Consider the following 21559-nt stretch of genomic DNA (forward strand, 5'->3'; position numbering starts at 1 on the left):
TATCGCTTTCCGTGTGGTGCTGGTCAAAGTGGACCAACAGTTCCGGAGAGCGTTTGTTCTATTAATTGAGTACCTACTCACAGCAAACATCTAATTATGAATTCGAGTACAAAGAAGTTACTTTAAAGGTGGGATAAGGGTTATGTATATAAAGATTAAACGATTAATTGATATTGTTCTTTCTTTAGTGGGGCTAATTTTCTTGTCGCCCATTACATTAATTATTGTAATAGCAATTAAACTTGACTCCAAAGGACCGATCTTATTCAAACAAAAGCGTGTTGGAGTTAATAAAACACATTTTAATATCCTGAAATTTCGAACAATGAGAATAGAAGCCCCTAAGGATACTCCAACCCATTTACTTGGCAACCCCGAGCAATATATTACGAGGGCAGGTAAGATTCTACGAAAAACTTCTTTGGACGAGTTGCCTCAAGTATGGAATATTTTTGTTGGTAACATGAGTATAGTTGGTCCGAGACCAGCGCTCTGGAATCAGTATGATTTAATTAATGAAAGGGATAAGTACAGTGCGAATGATATACTTCCCGGACTAACTGGCTGGGCTCAAATAAACGGTAGAGATGAACTTTCTATTGAATTAAAAGCAAGGTTGGATGGAGAGTATGTAGAAAGACTAAGCTTATGGATGGATATAAAATGTTTCTTTGGTACTATTCTTAGTGTTGTTAAAAGCGAAGGATTCGTTGAAGGTGTGAGTAATAGGGAGACTATATCAAAATGATAAGAGTGCTTGTTACCGGAACCAACAGTTATGTTGGGAAAAGTTTAGAGAGATATCTCGGAAATTTACCGGATATGTATACAGTAGATACAATTAGTTTGAGGGATAACGACTGGAAAAAAACTGATTTTTCTATATATGATGTTATTGTTCATACGGTTGGAGTAGCACATATAAAAGAAAACAAAAAAAACGCAGAACTTTATTTTAAAGTGAATTGTGAACTGGCACATGAAGTTGCTAAAAAGGCTAAAAATGATGGTGTTAACCAGTTTATATTTTTAAGTTCGATGAGTGTATATGGAACTAATAAGGGTATTATCGATAGAACCACGCCAACTAATCCGAATAGCAATTATGGGAAGTCTAAACTGCAAGCAGAACAATTAATTGGACTATTAGCAAGCGATGATTTTAGAGTTGCAATATTACGCCCACCTATGATTTATGGGAAGGGATGTAAAGGTAACTACGTGAGATTATCTAAACTTGCAATTAGTACACCTATTTTCCCTAATGTAGATAATAAGCGAAGTATGATTTACATAGATAATCTAACTGAATTTCTAAAATCATTGATTGACAGTTGTAGCAGTGGTTTATTTTTTCCACAGAATAATGAATATATCAACACGAGTGATATGGTGAGGACTATTGCTGAAATTCATGGGAAAAAGATCTGGATGACAAGGTTGTTTAATCCAGTTATTAAAGTGCTGAATCATGGAGTAATAACTAAGATATTTGGTGATTTGGTGTATGATCATGAGATGAAAATAGAGGCTGCGGCTGCAAAATTCAATCAGATTAGTTTTTATGAATCTATAAGATTGACGGAGGAATAATATGAAACAAGTTTTAATACTTTCTAACCACCATGCATATACATATAATTTTCGAAAGGAAACTATAAAAAGGCTAATTGATGAAAAATACAATGTTTACATTGTGTTGCCATATGGCGAAAAAGTTGAACTTCTTAAGGAGATGGGATGTAAGTTTATTGATTTACCACTTGATAGACGTGGGATGAATCCATTAACCGATCTTAAATTGCTAATACGGTATTATAAAACAATAAAACAAATTAAACCAGATGTTGTTCTTTCTTTTACGGTTAAACCTAATATATATGGTGGCTTGGTGTGTAGAAAATTGAAGGTTCCACACATTTCAAATATAACAGGTTTGGGAACTGCTGTTGAAAGTGTAAGTCTAGTTCAAAAGATGCTAATTCAACTTTATAAATTATCATTCAAAAAAATAAGTTGTATTTTTTTTCAAAATAAAGACAATCAGCAATTCTTTATAGATAAAAAAATTGCTCTTGATCGACATAAGATTATACCTGGTTCAGGTGTCAACTTAGAGCATTTTAAGTTAATAGAGTACCCCTCTGGTATTAAGATAGAATTTGTTTTCATTTCCAGGATCATGAAAGAAAAAGGAATTGATCAGTATCTTGAAGCTGCTGAATATATTAGTAAAAAACACCCAAATACCAGATTTCATATTTTAGGTTTTTGTGAAGAGAATTATGAAGAAAAGTTAAAAGAAATGCAAGATAGAGGTATTATTCAATACCATGGGATGCGAAGTGATGTTAGAGAGTTTCTCCAATTTACACACTGTACTATTCATCCCTCATATTACCCAGAAGGTATATCGAATGTATTACTTGAAAGTGCTGCTTGTGGGAGACCGATAATAACAACCAATCGGAGTGGTTGCCGAGATGTGGTTGATGATGGTGTAAATGGATATATTATAGAACAAAGAAATAGTAATGATTTAATTGAGAAAATTGAGAAGTTTTTAGACTTGGATATTGAAGAAAAACAGAAAATGGGTATGGCTAGTAGAGTAAAAGTGGAAAAAGAGTTTGATCGCAAGATAGTAGTTGAAGCTTATGTTAGGGAAATCGAGAAAGCATTGGTGAAATAAATGAAAAAATATCTTGGGACGGCAATATGTTTAATATATTCTCTCATAAAGTTTAGTGGAATGAAATTACTCTTAGTAAAGAGTTTTAAATTCACATTACTAAATATCGTTTCGCCACTAACAGAAGTAGAAATCGGAAGAAATGCAACACTGACCTTTGGGAAAATGATTCGGTTAAAAAGTGGTTCAAAAGTGAGAGTGCGAGCGGGAGCACATGTTGAAATAGGTGCCAATACTTTTTTAAATCATGGCTGCATGATAATCAGTCATGAAAGTATTTACATTGGACAGGAAGTGCAGTTAGGACCTAATGTATTAATATATGATCACGATCACGATTTCAGGTCAGAGGATGGATTAAAAGGGCTAAAGTATAAAACTTCTCCTGTAGAAATAGGAAACAATGTTTGGGTTGGGGCCAACACAGTTATTCTAAGAGGTACTAAAATAGGAGATAACTGCGTTATTGGAGCGGGTAGTATTATTAAGGGTCAATATCCACCGAACACAATAATTGTACAAAAAAGAGAAACTGAAATTATTGAATATAAGTAAGAAAAAAAAGGGAGATAATTATCTGATGAGTAAAGGAACAATATTATATATTGGAGGTTTTGAACTACCTGATAAAAATGCAGCTGCGCATAGGGTGCTAAACAATGCTAAAATCTTGCGTGACCTAGGCTATAATGTTGTTTTTATTGATATTGATCGAAGTGTAAAATCTAGTTCAAGCGAGCAAAAAAGTAAAACTACACAAGGATTTGACTGTTGGTCAAGGAAATATCCTAAATCTATTCCAGAATGGTTTAGTTATTTATATAGTATTAAACATTTCAAAGAAATATCATCAAAATATAACAATATTAAAGCGGTAATTTGCTACAACTATCAATCATATGCATTATTGAAGTTGATGAATTATTGCAGAAAAAGGGACATTAAGGTAATTGCGGATTGTTCCGAATGGTATGAAGATAAAAGAATCATTAAAAGAATCGATACTACAATAAGAATGAACTATATTCATAAAAAAATAGATGGAGTAATTTGTATTAGTTCATATTTATTTAAATATTACAACAAATACACGAAAACAGTAATCATTCCACCGCTAGTTGATTTACAGGAAGCAAAATGGACAGAAAATACTGACAGGCTTCAGCTAGGGCCTGATTCCTTGCATTTGGTCTATTCGGGCACACCTGGTAAACATAAAGATAAATTGAATTATATCATCAAAGCTTTAAGCAATGTTAATCAAAAATATACTTATTCTTTCAGTGTCATTGGTATTACGAAACAGCAATATTTAGATTATTACCCTGCTCATTCTAGTATTATTGAAAAACTTGATCATTGTATTAAATTTTTAGGTAGGATAAGTCATGAAGATAGCTTGAAATATGTAAAAGATGCTGACTTTGTTGTCTTTGTTCGTGAAGATAAAAGAGTTAACAATGCTGGATTCCCAACTAAATTTGTTGAGAGTATAACCTCCGGGACACCAGTAATAACAACAAAAATAAGTGATTTGGATGATTACATTATAGAAGGTGAAAATGGTTTTTTTGTCAACTTGAATGGAAATATTACTTTAACACTTGAGATGATATTGCAAATTGACCGAGAGAAGATAAATTATATGAAAGCTCTATGTAAGGATGAAAACCCTTTTATTTATCAAAAGCATACTGGAAAATTGACTGATTTTCTAGGGCAAATAGGAATATAGGGAAAAGTTAAAGATATTTGGAGGGATTATTATGAGTTCTTTTGACATACCTATCGTTTTATTTTTTTTTAGAAGGAAAGATACTATTATAAGAATTATAGATAGATTATCTATAGTTAAGCCGCGAAAGCTATATTTAATCTCTGATGGACCAAGAAACAACATAGAAAAGAAAGAAGTAGAAGAATGTAGAGCAGCGGTCGAAAAGCACATTAATTGGGATTGTGAGGTAATAAAAAATTATTCGGTGAATAATAAGGGAATATACGATAGGATTGGCCTTGGTGCGAAATGGGTTTTTGAGAAAGAGGAAAAAGCTATATTTTTAGAAGATGATAATTTACCTGAAACCACCTTTTTTAAGTTTTGTGAGGAAATGCTAGATACATATGAAAATGATACACGAATTTTGTGGGTCTGTGGAACAAATTATTTGGAGAAATATGAACCAAAACAAAATATTAGTTATGTATTTACTCAGCATCTTCTTCCATGTGGTTGGGCATCTTGGTCCAAAAAATTCAATCAATTTTATGATGGTGAGATGAGTTTATTTGAAGACAAATATCTATTTGAAAAATTAAAGAATCAATATTCAAATAAGGCATTATTTAAACAACAGTATTACTTATTTCAGAGAACTAAACATTTATTGAAGACTGATAAGCGCTCCTCCTCTTGGGATTACCAAATGGCATTTTCAATTCGAATCAACGGTTTGTATGGAGTATCTCCCACGATTAATCAAATACAAAATATTGGTGTGGACGAGTTTTCTGAACATGGAGGAACCTCATTTAATAATGTCATGACAAGAAGGTTCTGTGGAATGAAGTCGTTTCCGTTAGAGTTCCCTTTAAAGCATCCAACAACTGTTTTACCTGATATTAATTATGAAGAAAAAGTTGGGAATATTATACTTTACCCATGGTACTTAAGAACAACAAAAGGAATAGTGAAATATATAAAACCAATTCTAGGGGTCGGAGAATATGAAAGTTTTAAATCATGGTTAAAAAAATTAGGTAAAGGTATGAATAAGAGAAATAAGTGATGATAAATTTTGTGGAACACCGAGTAATAAGGTGATTTATATTTAGTAAACTTAGCCTTAGATTTGGCATAGGAAATGTAGATATTGACATCTACATAAAAATTTCGGTTTTATGGTATTAATCTATACTTTTTTTGAAATTTATGGTGTGTTAAATTGTGCCGAACATAGTGTGATTTCAAGAATGATAATAATACTTTAATTTAATTATAGTAAATAAAGAACTACATTTTTGGTTTGTTGGTACTTATATTATAATTTTTATTTTATTAAGCGACAGACCAATAGTGAACCTGATGATAAATTAATTAAAAGACAGGTATGATTAATTAATGAATAGTAAAATTAATGGTGCTATTAAAAAAAACAAAAGTTTATTTTTGAATATTGTATCTTCGGTGGGAATAAAAGGTCTATCAATGATAGTAAGTCTTTTGACTGTTTCTGCCTATATGTTTTATTTCTCAGATCAGCAAGTACTTGGGGTTTGGTTTGTATTAGTATCAATATTAACCTGGATCTTGACATTTGATTTTGGAATTGGGAATGGGTTGAGAAATTATCTGGTTGAGGCACTGGTTGAAAAGGATACAATCAAAGTTAAAAAGTATATATCATCTGCTTATATTTTACTGGGAAGTGTTTCAATATTAATTATATTATTGGGATACATAATTATAGGTTTATTAAATTGGAACTCAATATTAAATGTTCACGTTGAAGTTTTAGAAAATAAGTTTTTAATATTGGTGATTCGAATTATTTTTATTGGTATAGTTCTTCAGTTTTTCTTGAAACTTATATTATCAGTACTATATGCAATGCAAAAAACTGCCTTATCTAATCTCATATCATTATTATCCAATACGTTAATTCTATTATTCGTAATTATATATAAAGTTGAAGATGTGAAATCTGCTTTAATAAATCTATCGATTATATATATTATAGCGATGAATATGCCGCTTGTAATTGTAACAATAATTGTTTTTATTTTTCCGTTAAGGCAGTCCAAGCCGAATTTGAAATTTTGGTCACAGGAGTACGCTAGTAAAGTAATGAAGTTAGGTTATATGTTTTTTTGGGTTCAAATTACACTTTTAATAATTAATCTGACGAATGAGTTTATAATTATTCGACTGTTTGGACCGCAGTTTGTTGTTGAATACCAAGTCTACAATAGATTTTTTATGCTATTTCTCACATTATTTTCTATTTTAACAATTCCAATTTGGTCAGCAGTGACAAAAGCGTTTAAAGAAAACAATATCGGTTGGATAAGAAAAACATACAAGTATTTGAATATTACTGCTTTAGTAGTATCAATCTTTTGCTTTGCTTCTGTTCCATTATTACAATATATCGTTAACTTTTGGATTAAAGGAAATGCATTTGTAGTTGATTTTAGCACAGCATTTTTATTTGCTACTTTCAATAGTTTAATGATCTTTACTTACTCCGTTACCTGTATAGCAAATGGAATAGGGAATTTAAAGACCCAAATGTACTGTAACACGATTGCCGCTATTGCTAAATTCCCACTTATTTGGTTTTTATCGCAATTTATTGATGATTGGCCGGCTATTGTATTTGTTAACATAATAATTATGCTTCCGAGTTTAGTATTTCTAACTATAGCTATTAGACGGCAACTATTTACTTTAACTAAAGACAATAGTAAGGCAAGTATAAATATTAATTGAGGAGATGTTGAGATGTTTAAAGATAAAACTTTATTAATTACAGGTGGTACAGGCTCCTTTGGTAACGCTGTTATGAAGAGATTCCTAGGTACTGATATAAAAGAAATTCGAATATTTTCTAGGGATGAGAAAAAGCAAGATGATATGCGTAAAGTTTATAAAAGCGAGAAGCTCAAATTTTATCTCGGAGATGTCCGTGATTTAGCTAGTGTGAAAAATGCAATGCATGGTGTGGACTATATCTTCCATGCGGCTGCATTAAAACAGGTTCCATCTTGTGAGTTTTTCCCCTTAGAAGCTGTCAAGACAAACGTAATTGGGACAGATAATGTTCTGACAGGCGCTATTGAGAGTGGAGTAAAGAAAGTGATTTGTCTGTCTACTGACAAAGCAGCGTATCCTATCAATGCTATGGGCATATCTAAAGCAATGATGGAAAAGGTGTTTGTAGCCAAAGCAAAAACAGTAGATCCAGAAAGGACCTTAATTTGTGGCACTCGCTACGGAAATGTAATGGCCTCAAGAGGTTCTGTAATTCCTCTGTTTATTGAACAAATTAAAAATGGGAAACCGCTAACGATCACGGATCCCAATATGACTAGATTCTTAATGAGCCTTGAGGAAGCAGTGGAGCTTGTAATATTTGCATTCGATAAGGCTGAAGCTGGTGATATTATGGTGCAAAAAGCACCAGCATCGACTATTGGGGATCTTGCACAAGCACTTAAGGAGTTATTTGACGCGGACAACGAAATAAAAGTCATAGGCACTCGTCATGGAGAGAAGCTTTATGAGACTCTGCTTACTAGGGAAGAGCATGTAGTGTCAAGTGATTTAGGTGGATTTTACCGAGTACCTGCAGATCAAAGAGATCTAAATTATGATAAGTATTTTGTTGAGGGTAATGAGAGTTTGTCGTCTGAAGAAGAATATAACTCTCATAATACACAAAGATTAAATACTGAACAAATAAAAGATAAGTTATTAATGCTTGACTACGTACAAGAGCAATTGAAAGGTTGGAAAATATGAAAATACTAGTTACCGGTGCCAAAGGATTTATCGGTAAAAATCTTACTGCAGAATTAAAGAATCGAAATTATACAAACATTTTTGAGTATAGTAAAGAAACAGATCCTTCGCTTCTTGATGAATATTGCAAGGAGGCGGATTTCATATTTCACCTTGCTGGAGTAAATCGACCAAAAGACCAGTCTGAATTTATGGATGGTAACTATGGCTTTATATCGACGCTACTAAATTTGTTGAAAAAACATAAAAATACTTGCCCGGTAATGCTTGCTTCTTCTACTCAAGCTGAGCTTGATAATCCATATGGTATCAGTAAAAAAGCAAGTGAAAACTTGCTGCTTGAATATAGTAAACAAACAGGGGCAAATGTACTCGTTTATCGTTTTCCAAATGTCTTTGGAAAATGGTGTAAACCTAATTATAATAGTGCCATAGCTACATTCTGTCACAACATCGCTTATCAATTACCGATAACCGTTAATGATCCGAATGTTATTATGAATTTAGTTTATATTGATGATGTAGTTGATAATCTAATTAATACTCTCAATAATGATACTAATTTAGTTGGAGATTTTTATGAAGTTTCAACTATACATAGAACAACACTTGGGGAAATCGTTGATTTGGTTTATTCATTTAAAAAAAGCCGTGATGAACGCTCAATACCGGATATGTCAGATGCATTCACTAAAAAATTATATAGTACTTATCTTAGCTATCTACCCGATGATCAATTTAGTTATGAGCTCAAAATGAACGTAGATCAAAGAGGTTCCTTCACAGAGTTTATTAAGACTCCGGAAAGAGGGCAAGTATCTGTTAATATCTCTAGACCTGGTATAACAAAAGGAAACCATTGGCACCACACAAAGAATGAAAAGTTTCTTGTTGTAAGTGGAACTGGAGTCATACGATTCCGAAAAATTGATTCAGATAACGTTATTGAGTATTTTGTGAGTGGGGACAAAATGGAAGTAGTCGATATACCTACTGGTTATACACATAATATTGAGAATCTTGGTAATAATGATATGGTCACTATAATGTGGGCGAATGAGTACTTTGATAAAGATAAACCAGACACGTTCTACTTGGAGGTATAGCGAGTGAACAAATTAAAAGTAATGACAGTCGTAGGTACAAGGCCTGAGATTATAAGACTGTCAGCAGTAATTAATAAATTAGATGACTCAATTGCAATTGAACATACACTTGTTCATACTGGACAAAATTATGATTATGAATTAAATGAAGTGTTTTTTAACGATTTTAGTTTAAAAAAACCTGATTTTTTTCTTGATGCAGCTTTTGGAACAGCGGTAGAAACAATTGGTAATATTTTAGTTAAAATTGATCCTATTTTGGAAAAAGTTAAACCGGATGCTCTATTAATATTAGGTGATACTAATAGCTGTTTATGTGCAATTGCGGCAAAGAAAAGAAAAATTCCTATCTTTCATATGGAGGCAGGAAACAGATGCTTTGACCAAAGAGTGCCGGAAGAAACAAATAGAAAGATAGTAGATCACATTGCGGATATTAATTTAACATATAGTGATATTGCCAGAGAATATTTATTAAGAGAAGGCTTACCTGCGGATCGGATTATTAAAACTGGTAGTCCCATGTTTGAAGTCCTCAACTCAAGAAAAGATGATATTGAGAGATCAGATATTCTAGAGAGACTAGAACTAAAGGAAGGCAAATATTTTATTGTATCAGCTCATAGAGAAGAGAACATCAACTCAGTGAATAACTTCTTAGATTTAGTTGACAGTTTGAATTCTATAGCAGAAAAGTATGGTTTACCTGTAATAATAAGTACACATCCTAGAACTAGAAATATGATTAATACTCAAGGGATAGTGTTCAATCCTCTAGTAAAGACATTAAAACCATTAGGATTTAATGACTATGTCAAGCTTCAAATCAAAGCAAAAGCAGTTCTTAGTGATAGTGGAACAATAAGTGAAGAAGCTTCTATTCTTGGATTAAGAGCACTTAATATCAGGGAAGCTCATGAAAGACCCGAAGCTATGGAAGAGGCATCAGTAATGATGGTAGGAGTGAAAAAAGATAGATTATTACAAGGGCTAGAAATATTAGAAACACAAACAAGGAATACACTTAGACTTGTTTGTGATTATAATATGCCAAACGTTTCTGACAAAGTTCTCAGAATTATACTCTCATACAAAGACTATGTTAATAGAGTGGTTTGGGGAGAATAGCCTAATTGAGCGCTGATATAAATAAAGGATTTAAGTAAGAAAGGTGGCAACTATGTATAATATAGCAGTTGCAGGAACGGGTTATGTTGGCCTAGTTGCTGGTGTTTGTTTTGCTGAAATGGGCCATCAGGTTACTTGTGTCGATATAGATTCAAAGAAAGTAGATCTAATGAAATCTGGTATTTCTCCAATCTACGAAGCTGGATTGGAAGAGTTAATGCGTAAGAATTATTCTGCGGGGAGAATTAATTACTCTACTGATTATAAATCAGCTTATAGAGATGCTGATGCAATCTTTATAGGTGTTGGTACACCAGAGCAGCCGGATGGTTCTGCCAATCTCTCCTACATAGCAACCGTAGCAAGGCAAATTGCGGAATCAGTAGAAAAGGACTGTCTTGTAGTCGTGAAGTCCACTGTTCCGGTCGGTACTAATGATAAAGTAGAACAGTTCATTCATGACTTCTTAGTCAACGATGTAAGAGTAGAAGTAGCATCTAATCCTGAATTCTTGGCACAGGGTTCTGCGGTCCGTGATACATTGCATGCTGATCGTATTGTTATCGGTACAGAGAGTACATGGGCTGAAGAGCTGCTAAAGAAAATCTATGAACCCTTTAAATTACCTATTGTTTCTGTCAATCGGAGATCCGCAGAAATGATTAAGTATGCCGCAAATGATTTTCTTGCTCTTAAAATATCCTATATGAATGACATTGCAAATCTGTGTGAGTTAGTCGGTGCGGATATTCAAGATGTTGCTAAAGGGATGAGTTTCGACGATCGAATTGGCAGCAAGTTCTTAAATGCCGGCATTGGCTTTGGGGGGTCATGTTTCCCTAAAGATACAAAGGCACTCGAGTATATAGCAAAGCAGAATGGTTACGAATTAAGAACCGTTAAGGCTGCTATTGATGTAAATAACGACCAAAAAACGCTCTTGTATAAGAAAGCAAGTAAGCGACTAATCACTTTCAATGGTCTAAAGGTTGCGGTACTTGGACTTACATTTAAGCCAGGCACGGATGATTTGAGAGAAGCTGCTTCTCTAGTGAATGTACCTTTATTATTAGAGCAAGGCGCAGATATTTATGCGTATGATCCGGTAGGAAAAGCAAACTTCTCCAAAGTTTATCCTGAAGGTGAGCATGGAAGAGGCAACATAACGTATGTTAATTGCATTGAAGATGCTTTGGAGGGAGCGAATGTTTGCTTCATCTTTACTGAATGGGGTGAGATCAAAGCCATTTCAGCGGAAGCTTATAAGTCGCTGATGCGAACTCCTTTAGTATATGATGGCAGGAATTTGTATCAAGTTGATGCGATGAAAGGTGCAGGTGTTGAGTATCACTCGGTAGGCAGAATACCTGCACATAGAGAAGATAGCAGGGAGTCGAAGCGTCTTGAACTTCAAACCTTTAGATCCTAATAAAGTTTACCTTATTACTGGAGCGGCTGGCTTTATTGGATCCTTCTTATCTAAGAAGCTTCTGGAGCAGGGATGTCGAGTCATTGGTATTGATAATATCAATGACTACTATAATGTTAACCTTAAGCATGCACGCCTGGAACAGCTTCAACCCTATGAGGAATTTACGTTTATTAAAGCTGATATCTCTGATAAATCAGTAATTACAGCTATTTTTGAAGAGCATAGACCAAACTATGTGGTGAATTTGGCTGCTCAAGCAGGCGTTCGTTATTCCATTGAGAATCCGGATGTATATATTCAAAGCAATATTATTGGCTTCTTTAACATTCTTGAAGCTTGCCGATCCTACCCGGTTGAACATCTTGTTTATGCTTCGTCTAGCTCTGTGTATGGTGCGAACAAGAAAGTGCCTTTTGAAGAAACAGATATGGTTGATACTCCTGTATCGCTTTACGCATCTACCAAGAAATCAAATGAGCTAATGGCGTATACATATAGTCATCTGTACAACATCCCGGCTACAGGTCTTCGATTTTTTACTGTATATGGTCCAATGGGTCGTCCGGATATGGCCTATTTCGGATTTGCGGATAAATATTTTGCCGGTCAACCTATTCACATCTACAATAATGGTGATTTTGAGAACGACCTTTATCGTGACTTTACGTACGTAGACGATATTGTAATAGGAATTGAACGACTATTAAGTAATCCGCCTACCGAGTCTGTTCCTAACAAGATTTATAATATTGGAAATAACAAACCTGAGAAGCTAATGACTTTTATTGAAACATTAGAAAAGTCTTTAAGCAATGCATCCGGTAATGAAGTAGTATTTAATAAGGTGTTTGAACCGATTAAACCCGGAGATGTGCCAGCAACCTATGCTTCAACAGATTCGTTGCAGCAAGCTGTAGGATTTAAACCGGAAACCCCGATTGAGGAAGGCTTGCAAAAGTTTGCGAACTGGTATGTTGATTATTACGGGGTAAAAGGAGAGAGGTTACATGAAGGTTCGGAAGGCTATCATACCCGCGGCAGGGCTAGGGACAAGATTTCTTCCGGCAACTAAGGCGCAACCAAAGGAAATGCTCCCAATCGTGGACAAGCCAACTCTTCAGTATATTATTGAAGAAGCGGTGGCATCTGGGATTGAAGAAATTTTGATCATAACGGGTCGAAACAAGAAGAGCATTGAAGATCATTTCGACAAATCCGTCGAATTAGAATTGGAACTAGAGTCCAAAGGCAAGCTAGATTTGTTAGAACAAGTTAGAGGTATATCTGATATGGTGAATATCCATTATATTCGTCAGAAAGAGCCTAAAGGGTTGGGGCATGCCATTCATTGCGCTAAAAGTTTCATAGGCAATGAACCGTTTGCTGTTATGCTAGGTGATGATATCGTTGATAATCCTAAGCCTTGTTTGAAGCAGATGATGGAAATCTATGATGAGTATAAGACCACTATTCTAGGTGTTCAGGAAATTCCACATGAAGATGTAAGCAAGTACGGTATTGTTGAAGGTAAGTTTATTGAAGATCGAATTTACAAAGTAAAAGGACTTGTTGAGAAGCCATCATTGGAAGACGCACCTTCCAATATAGCCATCCTAGGAAGATACGTCATTACTCCTGCTATCTTTGAGATTCTGGAATGTACAGAGCCTGGAAAAGGCGGAGAGATCCAGCTTACGGATGCGCTCAAAGTTCTGGCACAAAAAGAAGCTATGTATGCCTATACCTTCGAAGGAAAAAGGTATGATGTCGGAGACAAGCAAGGATTCTTGCAAGCAACAGTAGAGTTTGCTCTTAAACGGGATGATTTAAGAGATGAGTTTTTGGAGTATTTGGAGCAAGTAACTGAGAAGGAAAGTAAGAAGAAAGCAGTTATTTTGTAGAGATTCGGAGATTCAACGGAGCTCGTGTAAGGTTATGAATAATAATGAGTTTTTTCTAAGAAGAGGTGCATTCGAATGTTAAACCGCAAATCTAGTAAATTAACGCTATCCTTTATTTTGTTCGCAGCATTACTACTTACGATTCAATCCATTGTTGCAGCAGCTCCATCAAATGCACTCAAAGTTAAGACAAGCTCCTTCAACATGGTGTTCGACGGCAAGACGCTTGTGCTTCCAGATGGACAGTATGTATTCGCAGTAAACGGTACATCTTACGTGCCGCTCCGCTTTGTCTCTTACGCGCTGCAGAAGAGCGTTCAGTGGGATGCTAAGAAATCCCAGGTTACTGTGGCGAATCCAAGTAAACAAGAAGCTGTTGTATTGAAGGACTACCTTACTAATGTCATTGCACATGGTAATGAAGTGTCGGCTAAGGGCGGCGTATCCGTGCAGCTTACACCGAAGAGTGTGAAGGTTGTTGTGGATGGTAAAACGAAAGTGATTCCTGATGGACAGTCTGGCTACATCGTGAATGGTGCGTTGTATGTGCCGGTACGCTTCATGTCGGAAGCGGTAGGAACAGCGATTCAGTGGGATCCGGTGAAGAAGCAGGTATCGGCTGAATCGGCTGCTTATCGGGCGGAGCATGGCTCGCAAGGTAATAACGGTGGTACGGGTGGCACTGGTACTGGCTCTAATGGCGGTACTAACGGCGGATCGACAGGTGGCTCTACTGGCGGTGGTGGAACTGGACCGGTTAAACCATCTTACGAGTCTATCACGTCTAATGCGCAGTCGCGACTGACTAACCTGCAGAATAGCTGCCAAGCGTCATTGATGGATATTGGCCTCCAATACATCAGCACGGATGATGCGAAGCTGAAGGAAAAGCTGAAGAATCAAGGCTATGCCAAGCTTGATGCATGCACAGCTTCCTTTAATACGATCGTAGGCGAAGTTGAAACGCAGCTGAAGTCGAATGGATATAGCACGGCTATCATTGCCGACTACCGTAAAGAGTTTAATAGCCAAGTCGAGGCTGGTAAAGAAATTATGAAGGGCATGGCCTAACAGACAGTACAAACAAAACGACTGCTCCTCAGTGAAAACAGAGGGCAGTCGTTTTTTGCTAGAACTCATCACTTTTGATATGAATCTTAATTTACTATAAGCCCGACTTCTCGTTTTAGTGAGAAGTCTAAACAGGTTATAAACGTGGATGGATTTACGGTTTGGTCAGCCAACACGCCGTCTTTGCTTGGACCACATTTTAACCCACAGATTGTTGTCATCATCGCGGTAAAATCGTACACCAATTAATTTCAACGGTGACCATACTTCTTTGAAAATGTAATTTGGCATGCCGTCTACCTCCCTGTGGATATATTAAATATCATACTAAGGTACTGGTGCGGAGTGTGTTGTAATTTGTCGATATGCTAAAGATATTTTAAAGAAAGTATGAGTATATATTAGCGAAGATACCTAAATGTATAGCTTCATAAATCTATAAAGAGACTTATGTGCATGCACATAAGTCCCTTCGATTTAAAACTACAATGTAGTTCGGCTTAATTAATACTGTCTACATAAATACTTCCGCTCCAAGCTCCGGTTGTGACGAGCTCAACGCCGATGTTCTTCATCGGCGTGGCTGCGCCGGAAGGGATCGTTAAGGTGATCGTGTTCCATGCATTCTTGGTCAGACTAGCATACGTTTGATAATTGCCGTACCAGGTCCAGTTGTTGCTTTGGACATAAGGCTGGATGGACGCGATGGCTGCGCCGCTTGGTACCCAGACGCGGAAGGAAAGTGTTGTGTTCGCGCTTAGGCCGCTTGGATTATCGAGCTGTGCATAGTAAGTAGCAACGCCTGTCGCGCTGGAGGTCATTTTCAGGGAATAGCTGCCGGCATAGGCGCGGTCTGTGCTCGCAGAAACGGCTAGGCCGTTTCGACCGAAGAAGCTTTGCAGGGAGTTGTTCTCAAAATTGAACTTGGCGCTATCGCCTGTCGCTGGCGGGAACACCAGATTGTAGTGAGCGTCGCGGAAAGCTTGTGTAGCGGGTCCTAGGTTCGTAATGCTGCCATTGGCATCAACTCCGTTAGAGGTCCAAGGCATAACGCCTGCGTAGCCGTTGGTGTATGCATTAGCGAAATCACTCGTAATGGTATGACCAGTGGAACCGAGTGCCGGAGATTCACCGATGACGACAGGGCGATCATGGACGATGCCGAACGCGGTAGGCGTCATGTAGAATGGGATGCCGAAGTAAGGATCCTGCCAGCCGTAGTAGTGAGGAGAGTAGAAGTCGACCTTCGCGAGCGTGTTGCTGACTTGGGCTTGCAGGGCTGCGTCGCTGATTTTGTTGCCGGAGGAGCCGGACTGGGTGGCGCTGTTATACTTGACCATGCCTAAGCCAACGGTGGTTAAAATGTTGCTGTTCTGATGGATGGCGACGGCTGCTTTGGCAAAATACGTTTGCAAGCGTGCCCATGCGATTTGACCCGCTGCAGCGTCTTCATATACCCAGTCCGGCTCGTTCATGAGGTCGATGGACCAGAGCCATGGGTTGGTCTTGTAGCGATTTACGAATGGAATGACGTAATTGTTGACGTAGGTGTCGATATTGGCATTGGTGCTGAGCATGTTGCGCCAGCTGTTGTAGTTGGTGTGGGTGTTCTTGAAGTGGTCGAAGGACATCAGGGTTGCCATGACATAGACGCCGCGATTTTGAGCGATTTGGAACAGGCTGTCGAGGTTGTTCCAGTGAGCGGTCGTTGCACCGGAGACGACACCGCTGCTGTTGATGTTGATGCCGACTTCGCCATCGCAGGTAATCCAGATCCGCGTGGAGTTGATGCCGTTGTTGCGAAGCGTTTGGAAATGGTTATCCCACCACGTGTAGTCGAAGGACCCGCCAAAATCATTCCAGCTGTTCCACGGCGTGTTGGCCCCATTCATGAAAATCTGCTGACCGCCTGCATAGAAGTTCGTACCGGTAATCGTAATCCGATCGCCATACGCCGCCCCGGCTGAGGACGGTAAGACTAGTGCGCCAAACAGCATTGCAAGTGACAAACACAGAGACATGAAGCGTGAATTCTTTCTCATCAATTTCACTCCTCTCATATGTGAAGCGCTTACATCATTATTTTTTACTATTATCGATAATCCGTATAGAGAAATTTGTTATGAGAAGGGGGGAAACGGGTCCTTTAATGGTAGGGATTTTGCAATGTGACTAGGAATAGAACATGTAAACTTAAAATTAGGAGTGAAATGTGTCCTCAGCGAACGAATCCAAATATCTGACCAGGCAAACTTCCGTGTCGCTGCACCCTGTGTTATAATGAATCTTGAAAATTTTGTCGAAGAAGGGAAATATCATAACGATATGAAACGTAATATCAGTACACTAATAATTGTTTTATTGCTCCTTCTAGGATTCTTATTCCCTTCGTCGAGCGGAGGAGTTATTTCAATGAATTTCACTCTGCTACATACTTACGTATTGATAATTCTGCTATCTATTTTTTTAGTTCTTAATAAGACCAATAAGCGTAACATATTCATTTCAATTTTGATTAATATAATTTTGTTATTATCGACATTACTGCACACAGTCCTCAATAGCGGTGGTTTAGAACGCATTTCGTGGGGGAGCTATCTACCTTTCTTAGCCTTATCGCTACTTTATCCAATCTCATTTTTAAAGATAGAGTACAACTTTGCCGTTCTACGGAAGCTCTTTCTTCTAATCAATTTGTTAAATATTATCGTAGGTATACTGATTGTATACCAGTCTTTTTTTGTGAAGCTGTTTTTTATTAACCACTTTTCGATGGGTTACCCTGAGTTGGTATCTAACATGTTAGCATTTGACAAACCTGTCAATGTGTTCGGATCACATGCGATTGCTAGCAACTTCTTTTTTCTCCTTTTCTATATGAGCTATCAAACATTCATACATACAAAGAGCAAATTCAGTTTGAGCCTAGCTTTAGCTGATTTATACTTGATCGCCAACTTAAAATCTGTTTCTTCTTACATTCTACTTTTAATCGGCGTGATTCTGATATTCGTCCACCTAGTCAGGGAGTACAGATTTTTCAAAGTGGTTGGCTTACCTATTGCTGCAATTTTTTCCGCCGTTTATGTGTATAACCCAAGTAGCGCTATACGTTCAGTATTTAACTCAAAAAACAATGGTTTTCTTGGTAGATACTCTAATGACGGAGTTTTCGCAGATACAATTAGCTACATCACCCACAATTTGCTCCCTGTCGGACTGTGGTATTCTGAGGACTTTTTCGTTACCGATTCCGGATACATTGTGTACTTTTTGAAAGGGTCAATATTTATGGTGGCCGCCATCTACATTGGGTTGTTCTTTTTAATGAGGCATAATATTTCTAACAGACGGATTGCTAATAGCTTATTCGTAATATTTTGTATGTTCGAAGTAGGTTACCCGATGCTAACCTTCCACCGGATGCTCTGCATTCTCCCGTTTGTAATGATTTACCTGAACAATTTAGAAAAGGTGGAAGTTACTGAGAAGCAGCCTGTTAAGATATCTTCTGCTAAGAAATTACTAAGCCAGCACGGCAGTTAACTTATACCATGCATCTCAGGCATTTGTAGCATCATTCGTTTTCCTGTAATATGTGTCTGTTAACGAGACCCTCTGCTTGTTTCGGGTAATACCATTGGGTGATATACTCGCGGTTTACCAGAGATCAATTATTCGGGTTGTCACTACAGTTCCATCAGTCACTGTAGGTGGCATACTCGTGCTACCCTTTATTTTAAACATTGTTACAATTATCTAAATGCAATAGGTAAGGTGCGCCTTTCAATAGTAACCAATGTAAAACCATAATCAACTATATTTGCATCGTAAACAGTGTTTAACAGACTAGCAAAGGCGTTATTGATTAGCACATTTGTCAAAGGTGCCAATATTGCTCCCCCTGCTTTAAGGAACGCGCTCACCGTGGTATTGTTTGTTGGTTTAACAATGATGCTCCCCCAAATCAATAAATGTATCCCTACTGATTCTAAACGGTCATTGGTGAATATATTAAGCGTTTCGCCGTTTTACAGTTGTGCTTGAATGTGTTTTTGATCGCCTTCACATCAACATTGTTCTTGAAAACGATATTCTACGCAATACAGAGTGCCTGTGTTATTTCCTCGTCCAAGCTATTCTGTAGCAAAAGTATACTCAGAATACTTTTGAATATGGAATCCTTTCAAATGTGAAGTTTTTCAGGTTCTGATAGACGTATGTTCCACCTGCAATTGATAGATATATTGCTATCGCAGCAACGTTCCTTCCAATATTACTAAAGTTTTTTAGAGACAGTAACATGGCTTAAAATCACTTCAGTATCCGCTGTATTCGGCTCGATATCCATTGCGCCCGGCATATCTGACTTCGTTGTGTTAATAAACTTGTTGTTGTCAATCAACAATTGGATGCAATCAATAATTGTAATAATGTTCCCTTTCCCATTCAGGTTAACTTTGTCCACTCCATAGAGTAGAAAATTTCTGGAAGTTCAGAAGATGCCCGAAAATTCCTCCATACCCAATATACCCCGTCCCCTATCCATCCTGAGAACTTTTCTTTTTCAATCAACAGAATGGGAACCTCCAATGCCTCTGCGTTTCGTCAGCTTCTAGCGGCAAGCGAGCTGTGAACTACGAACTACGGTATTCAGTGTGCTGTACTCGGTATTCACTATGTAAATGTTTCGCCGCACAATACCCTCTATTTCAAGTTTGGTTTGCATAAAATTCCAATTAAATTACATTCTAATGGGGAAAACCTGCAGATTCTGGCCATTTTTGTAAAAAGGAAGCGCATCCAACTACATCATAGACGCAAGTGGCTTGGTTTGTTATAATTATGAGGGAAAATTGACCAAGTTGTCAGCGCCTATCCCGCCCTATAGACTCATAACCATGGAGGCGAATTGTGTGGAGAAGTACATCAACAATTACGTGATTGTGGCGATCTTCATTCTTCTCGGTATCTTGCTCCCGGTGGTTGCTTTGGCTGTCGGACGTTTGCTGCGTCCGCACAAACCGAATGAAGAGAAGAAGACCACTTACGAGAGCGGGAACGAGCCCGTTGGGGAGGGTCAGGTCCGCTTTAATGTGCGCTACTACTTGTTTGCGCTCATGTTCGTTATCTTTGATGTCGAAACCGTTTTCCTATACCCTTGGGCCGTTGCGTATAAGCAGCTCGGCTTATTTGTGCTTGTCGAAATGGCCATTTTCACAGGATTATTGTTAATTGGACTACTCTACGCCTGGAAGAAGAAGGTGCTCAAATGGAATTCAATTTAGAGTCGATTACGCCCGAGGAACGCAAAGAACTGGAACGCAATGTATTTATGGGTACGCTTGAGGAACTTAAAGCATGGGCCCGAAGTAACTCGCTGTGGCCGCTGACTTTTGGACTGGCGTGCTGTGCGATTGAGATGATGGGTACGGGTGCATCCCACTATGACTTGGACCGATTCGGCGTGATGTTCCGCACATCGCCGCGTCAGTCGGACGTGATGATCGTGGCGGGTACGGTCACGAAGAAGATGGGACCGCTGCTTCGTCGGCTCTATGATCAAATGCCTGAGCCCAAATGGGTTATTGCCATGGGTTCATGCGCGACTGCAGGCGGACCTTATGTGAAATCCTATGCGGTCATGAAAGGCGTCGATCAGATCGTCCCTGTTGATGTGTACATACCGGGATGTCCGCCGAATCCCGCAGCACTTATCTATGGAATCAATAAACTTCAAGAGAAGATCCGCTACGAGGCGAAGACCGGGAAGCGGGTGACGAATCGATGAGCGATGATAAGATGAGCGATGATAAAGAGAAGGAACTGGATCCGAAGGCACAGCCTGAGGAGCCGGGAAGCGAAGCCGCTGCGGAAGCGAAGCCGGAGCAACCGGTGAGCGAGAACGCTGCGGAGGCGCAGCCGGCGGCACCGGCAGCGAGCGAACCCGCTGCCGCACCGACTGCGCCAGCTGCTGCGGAGCAAGCAGCTGTTGATCCGGAGCGCGAGGCGAAGCTGAAAGCTGCCGCGGAAGCGCGCGCAGCACGGGCCGCGGCCAAGGCCGCTGCCGAAGGCGAAGGCGGCAGCGCTGCTCCGGCCGGCGATGTCGATGCGGAGAAGGCAGCGAAGATCAAAGCCGCCGAGGAAGCGCGCGCAGCACGGGCAGCAGCCAAAGCAGCTGCCGAGAGCGAGGCGGTTCCGGCTGAGCCGAAGCCTCCGTCACCGAAGCAGCCGCAGCTCGATGAAGCTGCTGCCCTCATACGTTCAATCGTAGCTGATGATGCCATCGTTGAAGCTTACATAAATGAAATAAACGGCCATATGCCGACGCTTGTCATTCGGACGGATCGTCTGCTTGAGAGCGCCGAGCTGTTAAAGTCGCATGAGACGCAACAATTCGATTACTTGCGGAACTTATCCGGCGTCGATTATGAGACGCATCTGGAAACCGTGTATCATCTGGTATCGCTGCAATCGAAGCGTGAGATGACGGTGAAAGTGAAGACCGATCGCGACAATCCGCAAATTCCGTCTGTCGTTCCGATTTGGAATACCGCCAACTGGAATGAGCGCGAGGTGTACGATTTGCTCGGAATTGATTTTCCCGGTCATCCCGACCTGCGCCGCATCATGATGCCGGACGATTGGGTGGGGTACCCGCTGCGCAAAGATTACGAACCGCTAGACCCGGAGGTGTGATGAGCC

General features: G+C 38.6%; 20 protein-coding genes. 18 read left to right on the forward strand and 2 right to left on the reverse strand.

Annotated features, from left to right (window positions below):
- Positions 1–142: 142 nt before the first annotated feature.
- The 14 genes from BLW29_RS18330 (at position 143) to BLW29_RS18395 (ending at position 14854) form a co-directional block, all read left to right on the forward strand.
- A complete protein-coding gene (locus BLW29_RS18330) occupies positions 143–748 on the forward strand; it encodes a sugar transferase (RefSeq protein WP_090982228.1) in 606 nt (201 codons plus the stop codon).
- A complete protein-coding gene (locus BLW29_RS18335) occupies positions 745–1593 on the forward strand; it encodes an NAD-dependent epimerase/dehydratase family protein (RefSeq protein ID WP_090982230.1) in 849 nt (282 codons plus the stop codon). The genes BLW29_RS18330 and BLW29_RS18335 overlap by 4 nt, the downstream gene beginning before the upstream one ends.
- A 1-nt stretch (position 1594) precedes the next feature.
- Positions 1595–2692, forward strand: a complete 1098-nt coding sequence (locus BLW29_RS18340; protein ID WP_090982232.1) for a glycosyltransferase family 4 protein — start codon at positions 1595–1597, stop codon at positions 2690–2692.
- Positions 2693–3247 (forward strand): acyltransferase, encoded by a 555-nt coding sequence (locus tag BLW29_RS18345; protein WP_090982234.1) that lies wholly within the window; start codon positions 2693–2695, stop codon positions 3245–3247.
- 25 nt (positions 3248–3272) lie between these two features.
- Positions 3273–4427, forward strand: a complete 1155-nt coding sequence (locus BLW29_RS18350; RefSeq protein ID WP_143044425.1) for a glycosyltransferase — start codon at positions 3273–3275, stop codon at positions 4425–4427.
- A gap of 31 nt (positions 4428–4458) precedes the next feature.
- Positions 4459–5481, forward strand: a complete 1023-nt coding sequence (locus tag BLW29_RS18355) for a hemolytic protein HlpA (protein WP_090982237.1) — start codon at positions 4459–4461, stop codon at positions 5479–5481.
- Positions 5482–5813: 332 nt separating this feature from the next.
- A complete protein-coding gene (locus BLW29_RS18360; RefSeq protein WP_143044426.1) occupies positions 5814–7184 on the forward strand; it encodes a lipopolysaccharide biosynthesis protein in 1371 nt (456 codons plus the stop codon).
- Between the two features lie 12 nt (positions 7185–7196).
- Positions 7197–8216, forward strand: coding sequence for a polysaccharide biosynthesis protein (locus tag BLW29_RS18365; protein WP_090982241.1), 1020 nt, complete (start codon positions 7197–7199; stop codon positions 8214–8216).
- On the forward strand, positions 8213–9322 hold the full coding sequence (locus BLW29_RS18370) for a capsular polysaccharide biosynthesis protein CapF (protein WP_090982245.1): 1110 nt from the start codon (positions 8213–8215) through the stop codon (positions 9320–9322). The genes BLW29_RS18365 and BLW29_RS18370 overlap by 4 nt, the downstream gene beginning before the upstream one ends.
- Before the next feature lie 3 nt (positions 9323–9325).
- Positions 9326–10450, forward strand: a complete 1125-nt coding sequence (gene wecB / locus BLW29_RS18375) for a non-hydrolyzing UDP-N-acetylglucosamine 2-epimerase (protein ID WP_090982246.1) — start codon at positions 9326–9328, stop codon at positions 10448–10450.
- A 52-nt stretch (positions 10451–10502) separates the two neighbouring features.
- Complete coding sequence (locus BLW29_RS18380) at positions 10503–11879, forward strand: UDP-glucose dehydrogenase family protein (RefSeq protein ID WP_090982248.1); 1377 nt, start codon at positions 10503–10505, stop codon at positions 11877–11879.
- Positions 11854–12954: an SDR family NAD(P)-dependent oxidoreductase gene (locus BLW29_RS18385; protein WP_090982250.1), complete on the forward strand. Its 1101-nt coding sequence runs from the start codon at positions 11854–11856 to the stop codon at positions 12952–12954. Before BLW29_RS18380 ends, BLW29_RS18385 begins: the two co-directional genes overlap by 26 nt.
- Complete coding sequence (galU, locus tag BLW29_RS18390; RefSeq protein WP_090982252.1) at positions 12890–13783, forward strand: UTP--glucose-1-phosphate uridylyltransferase GalU; 894 nt, start codon at positions 12890–12892, stop codon at positions 13781–13783. The genes BLW29_RS18385 and galU overlap by 65 nt, the downstream gene beginning before the upstream one ends.
- Positions 13784–13858: 75 nt before the next feature.
- Positions 13859–14854, forward strand: coding sequence for a stalk domain-containing protein (locus tag BLW29_RS18395; protein WP_090982254.1), 996 nt, complete (start codon positions 13859–13861; stop codon positions 14852–14854).
- A 165-nt stretch (positions 14855–15019) separates the two neighbouring features.
- On the opposite strand, the gene BLW29_RS31835 is transcribed toward BLW29_RS18395, so the two are convergent.
- Together BLW29_RS31835 and BLW29_RS18400 are read right to left on the reverse strand one after the other, a co-directional pair.
- Positions 15020–15145, reverse strand: a complete 126-nt coding sequence (locus BLW29_RS31835; RefSeq protein WP_256208712.1) for a hypothetical protein — start codon at positions 15143–15145, stop codon at positions 15020–15022.
- 209 nt (positions 15146–15354) lie between these two features.
- The gene (locus tag BLW29_RS18400; RefSeq protein ID WP_090982256.1) at positions 15355–16896 is read right to left on the reverse strand and encodes a hypothetical protein; all 1542 of its coding nucleotides are present in this window, start codon (positions 16894–16896) and stop codon (positions 15355–15357) included.
- A 757-nt stretch (positions 16897–17653) separates the two neighbouring features.
- Here BLW29_RS18400 and BLW29_RS18405 point away from each other — a divergent pair.
- From BLW29_RS18405 to BLW29_RS32050, 4 genes are all read left to right on the forward strand, one after another.
- Positions 17654–18400: a hypothetical protein gene (locus BLW29_RS18405; protein WP_143044427.1), complete on the forward strand. Its 747-nt coding sequence runs from the start codon at positions 17654–17656 to the stop codon at positions 18398–18400.
- 1355 nt (positions 18401–19755) lie between these two features.
- Entirely contained in the window at positions 19756–20142 is a 387-nt protein-coding gene (locus BLW29_RS18415; RefSeq protein ID WP_090982453.1) for an NADH-quinone oxidoreductase subunit A, read from the forward strand.
- A complete protein-coding gene (locus BLW29_RS18420; RefSeq protein WP_090982261.1) occupies positions 20127–20645 on the forward strand; it encodes a NuoB/complex I 20 kDa subunit family protein in 519 nt (172 codons plus the stop codon). Before BLW29_RS18415 ends, BLW29_RS18420 begins: the two co-directional genes overlap by 16 nt.
- On the forward strand, positions 20642–21553 hold the full coding sequence (locus tag BLW29_RS32050) for an NADH-quinone oxidoreductase subunit C (protein WP_090982263.1): 912 nt from the start codon (positions 20642–20644) through the stop codon (positions 21551–21553). The genes BLW29_RS18420 and BLW29_RS32050 overlap by 4 nt, the downstream gene beginning before the upstream one ends.
- Positions 21554–21559 lie beyond the last annotated feature (6 nt).

The organism is Paenibacillus sp. CF384 (genome assembly GCF_900106745.1).
In the GTDB taxonomy this organism is placed as follows: Bacteria; Bacillota; Bacilli; order Paenibacillales; family Paenibacillaceae; genus Paenibacillus_Z.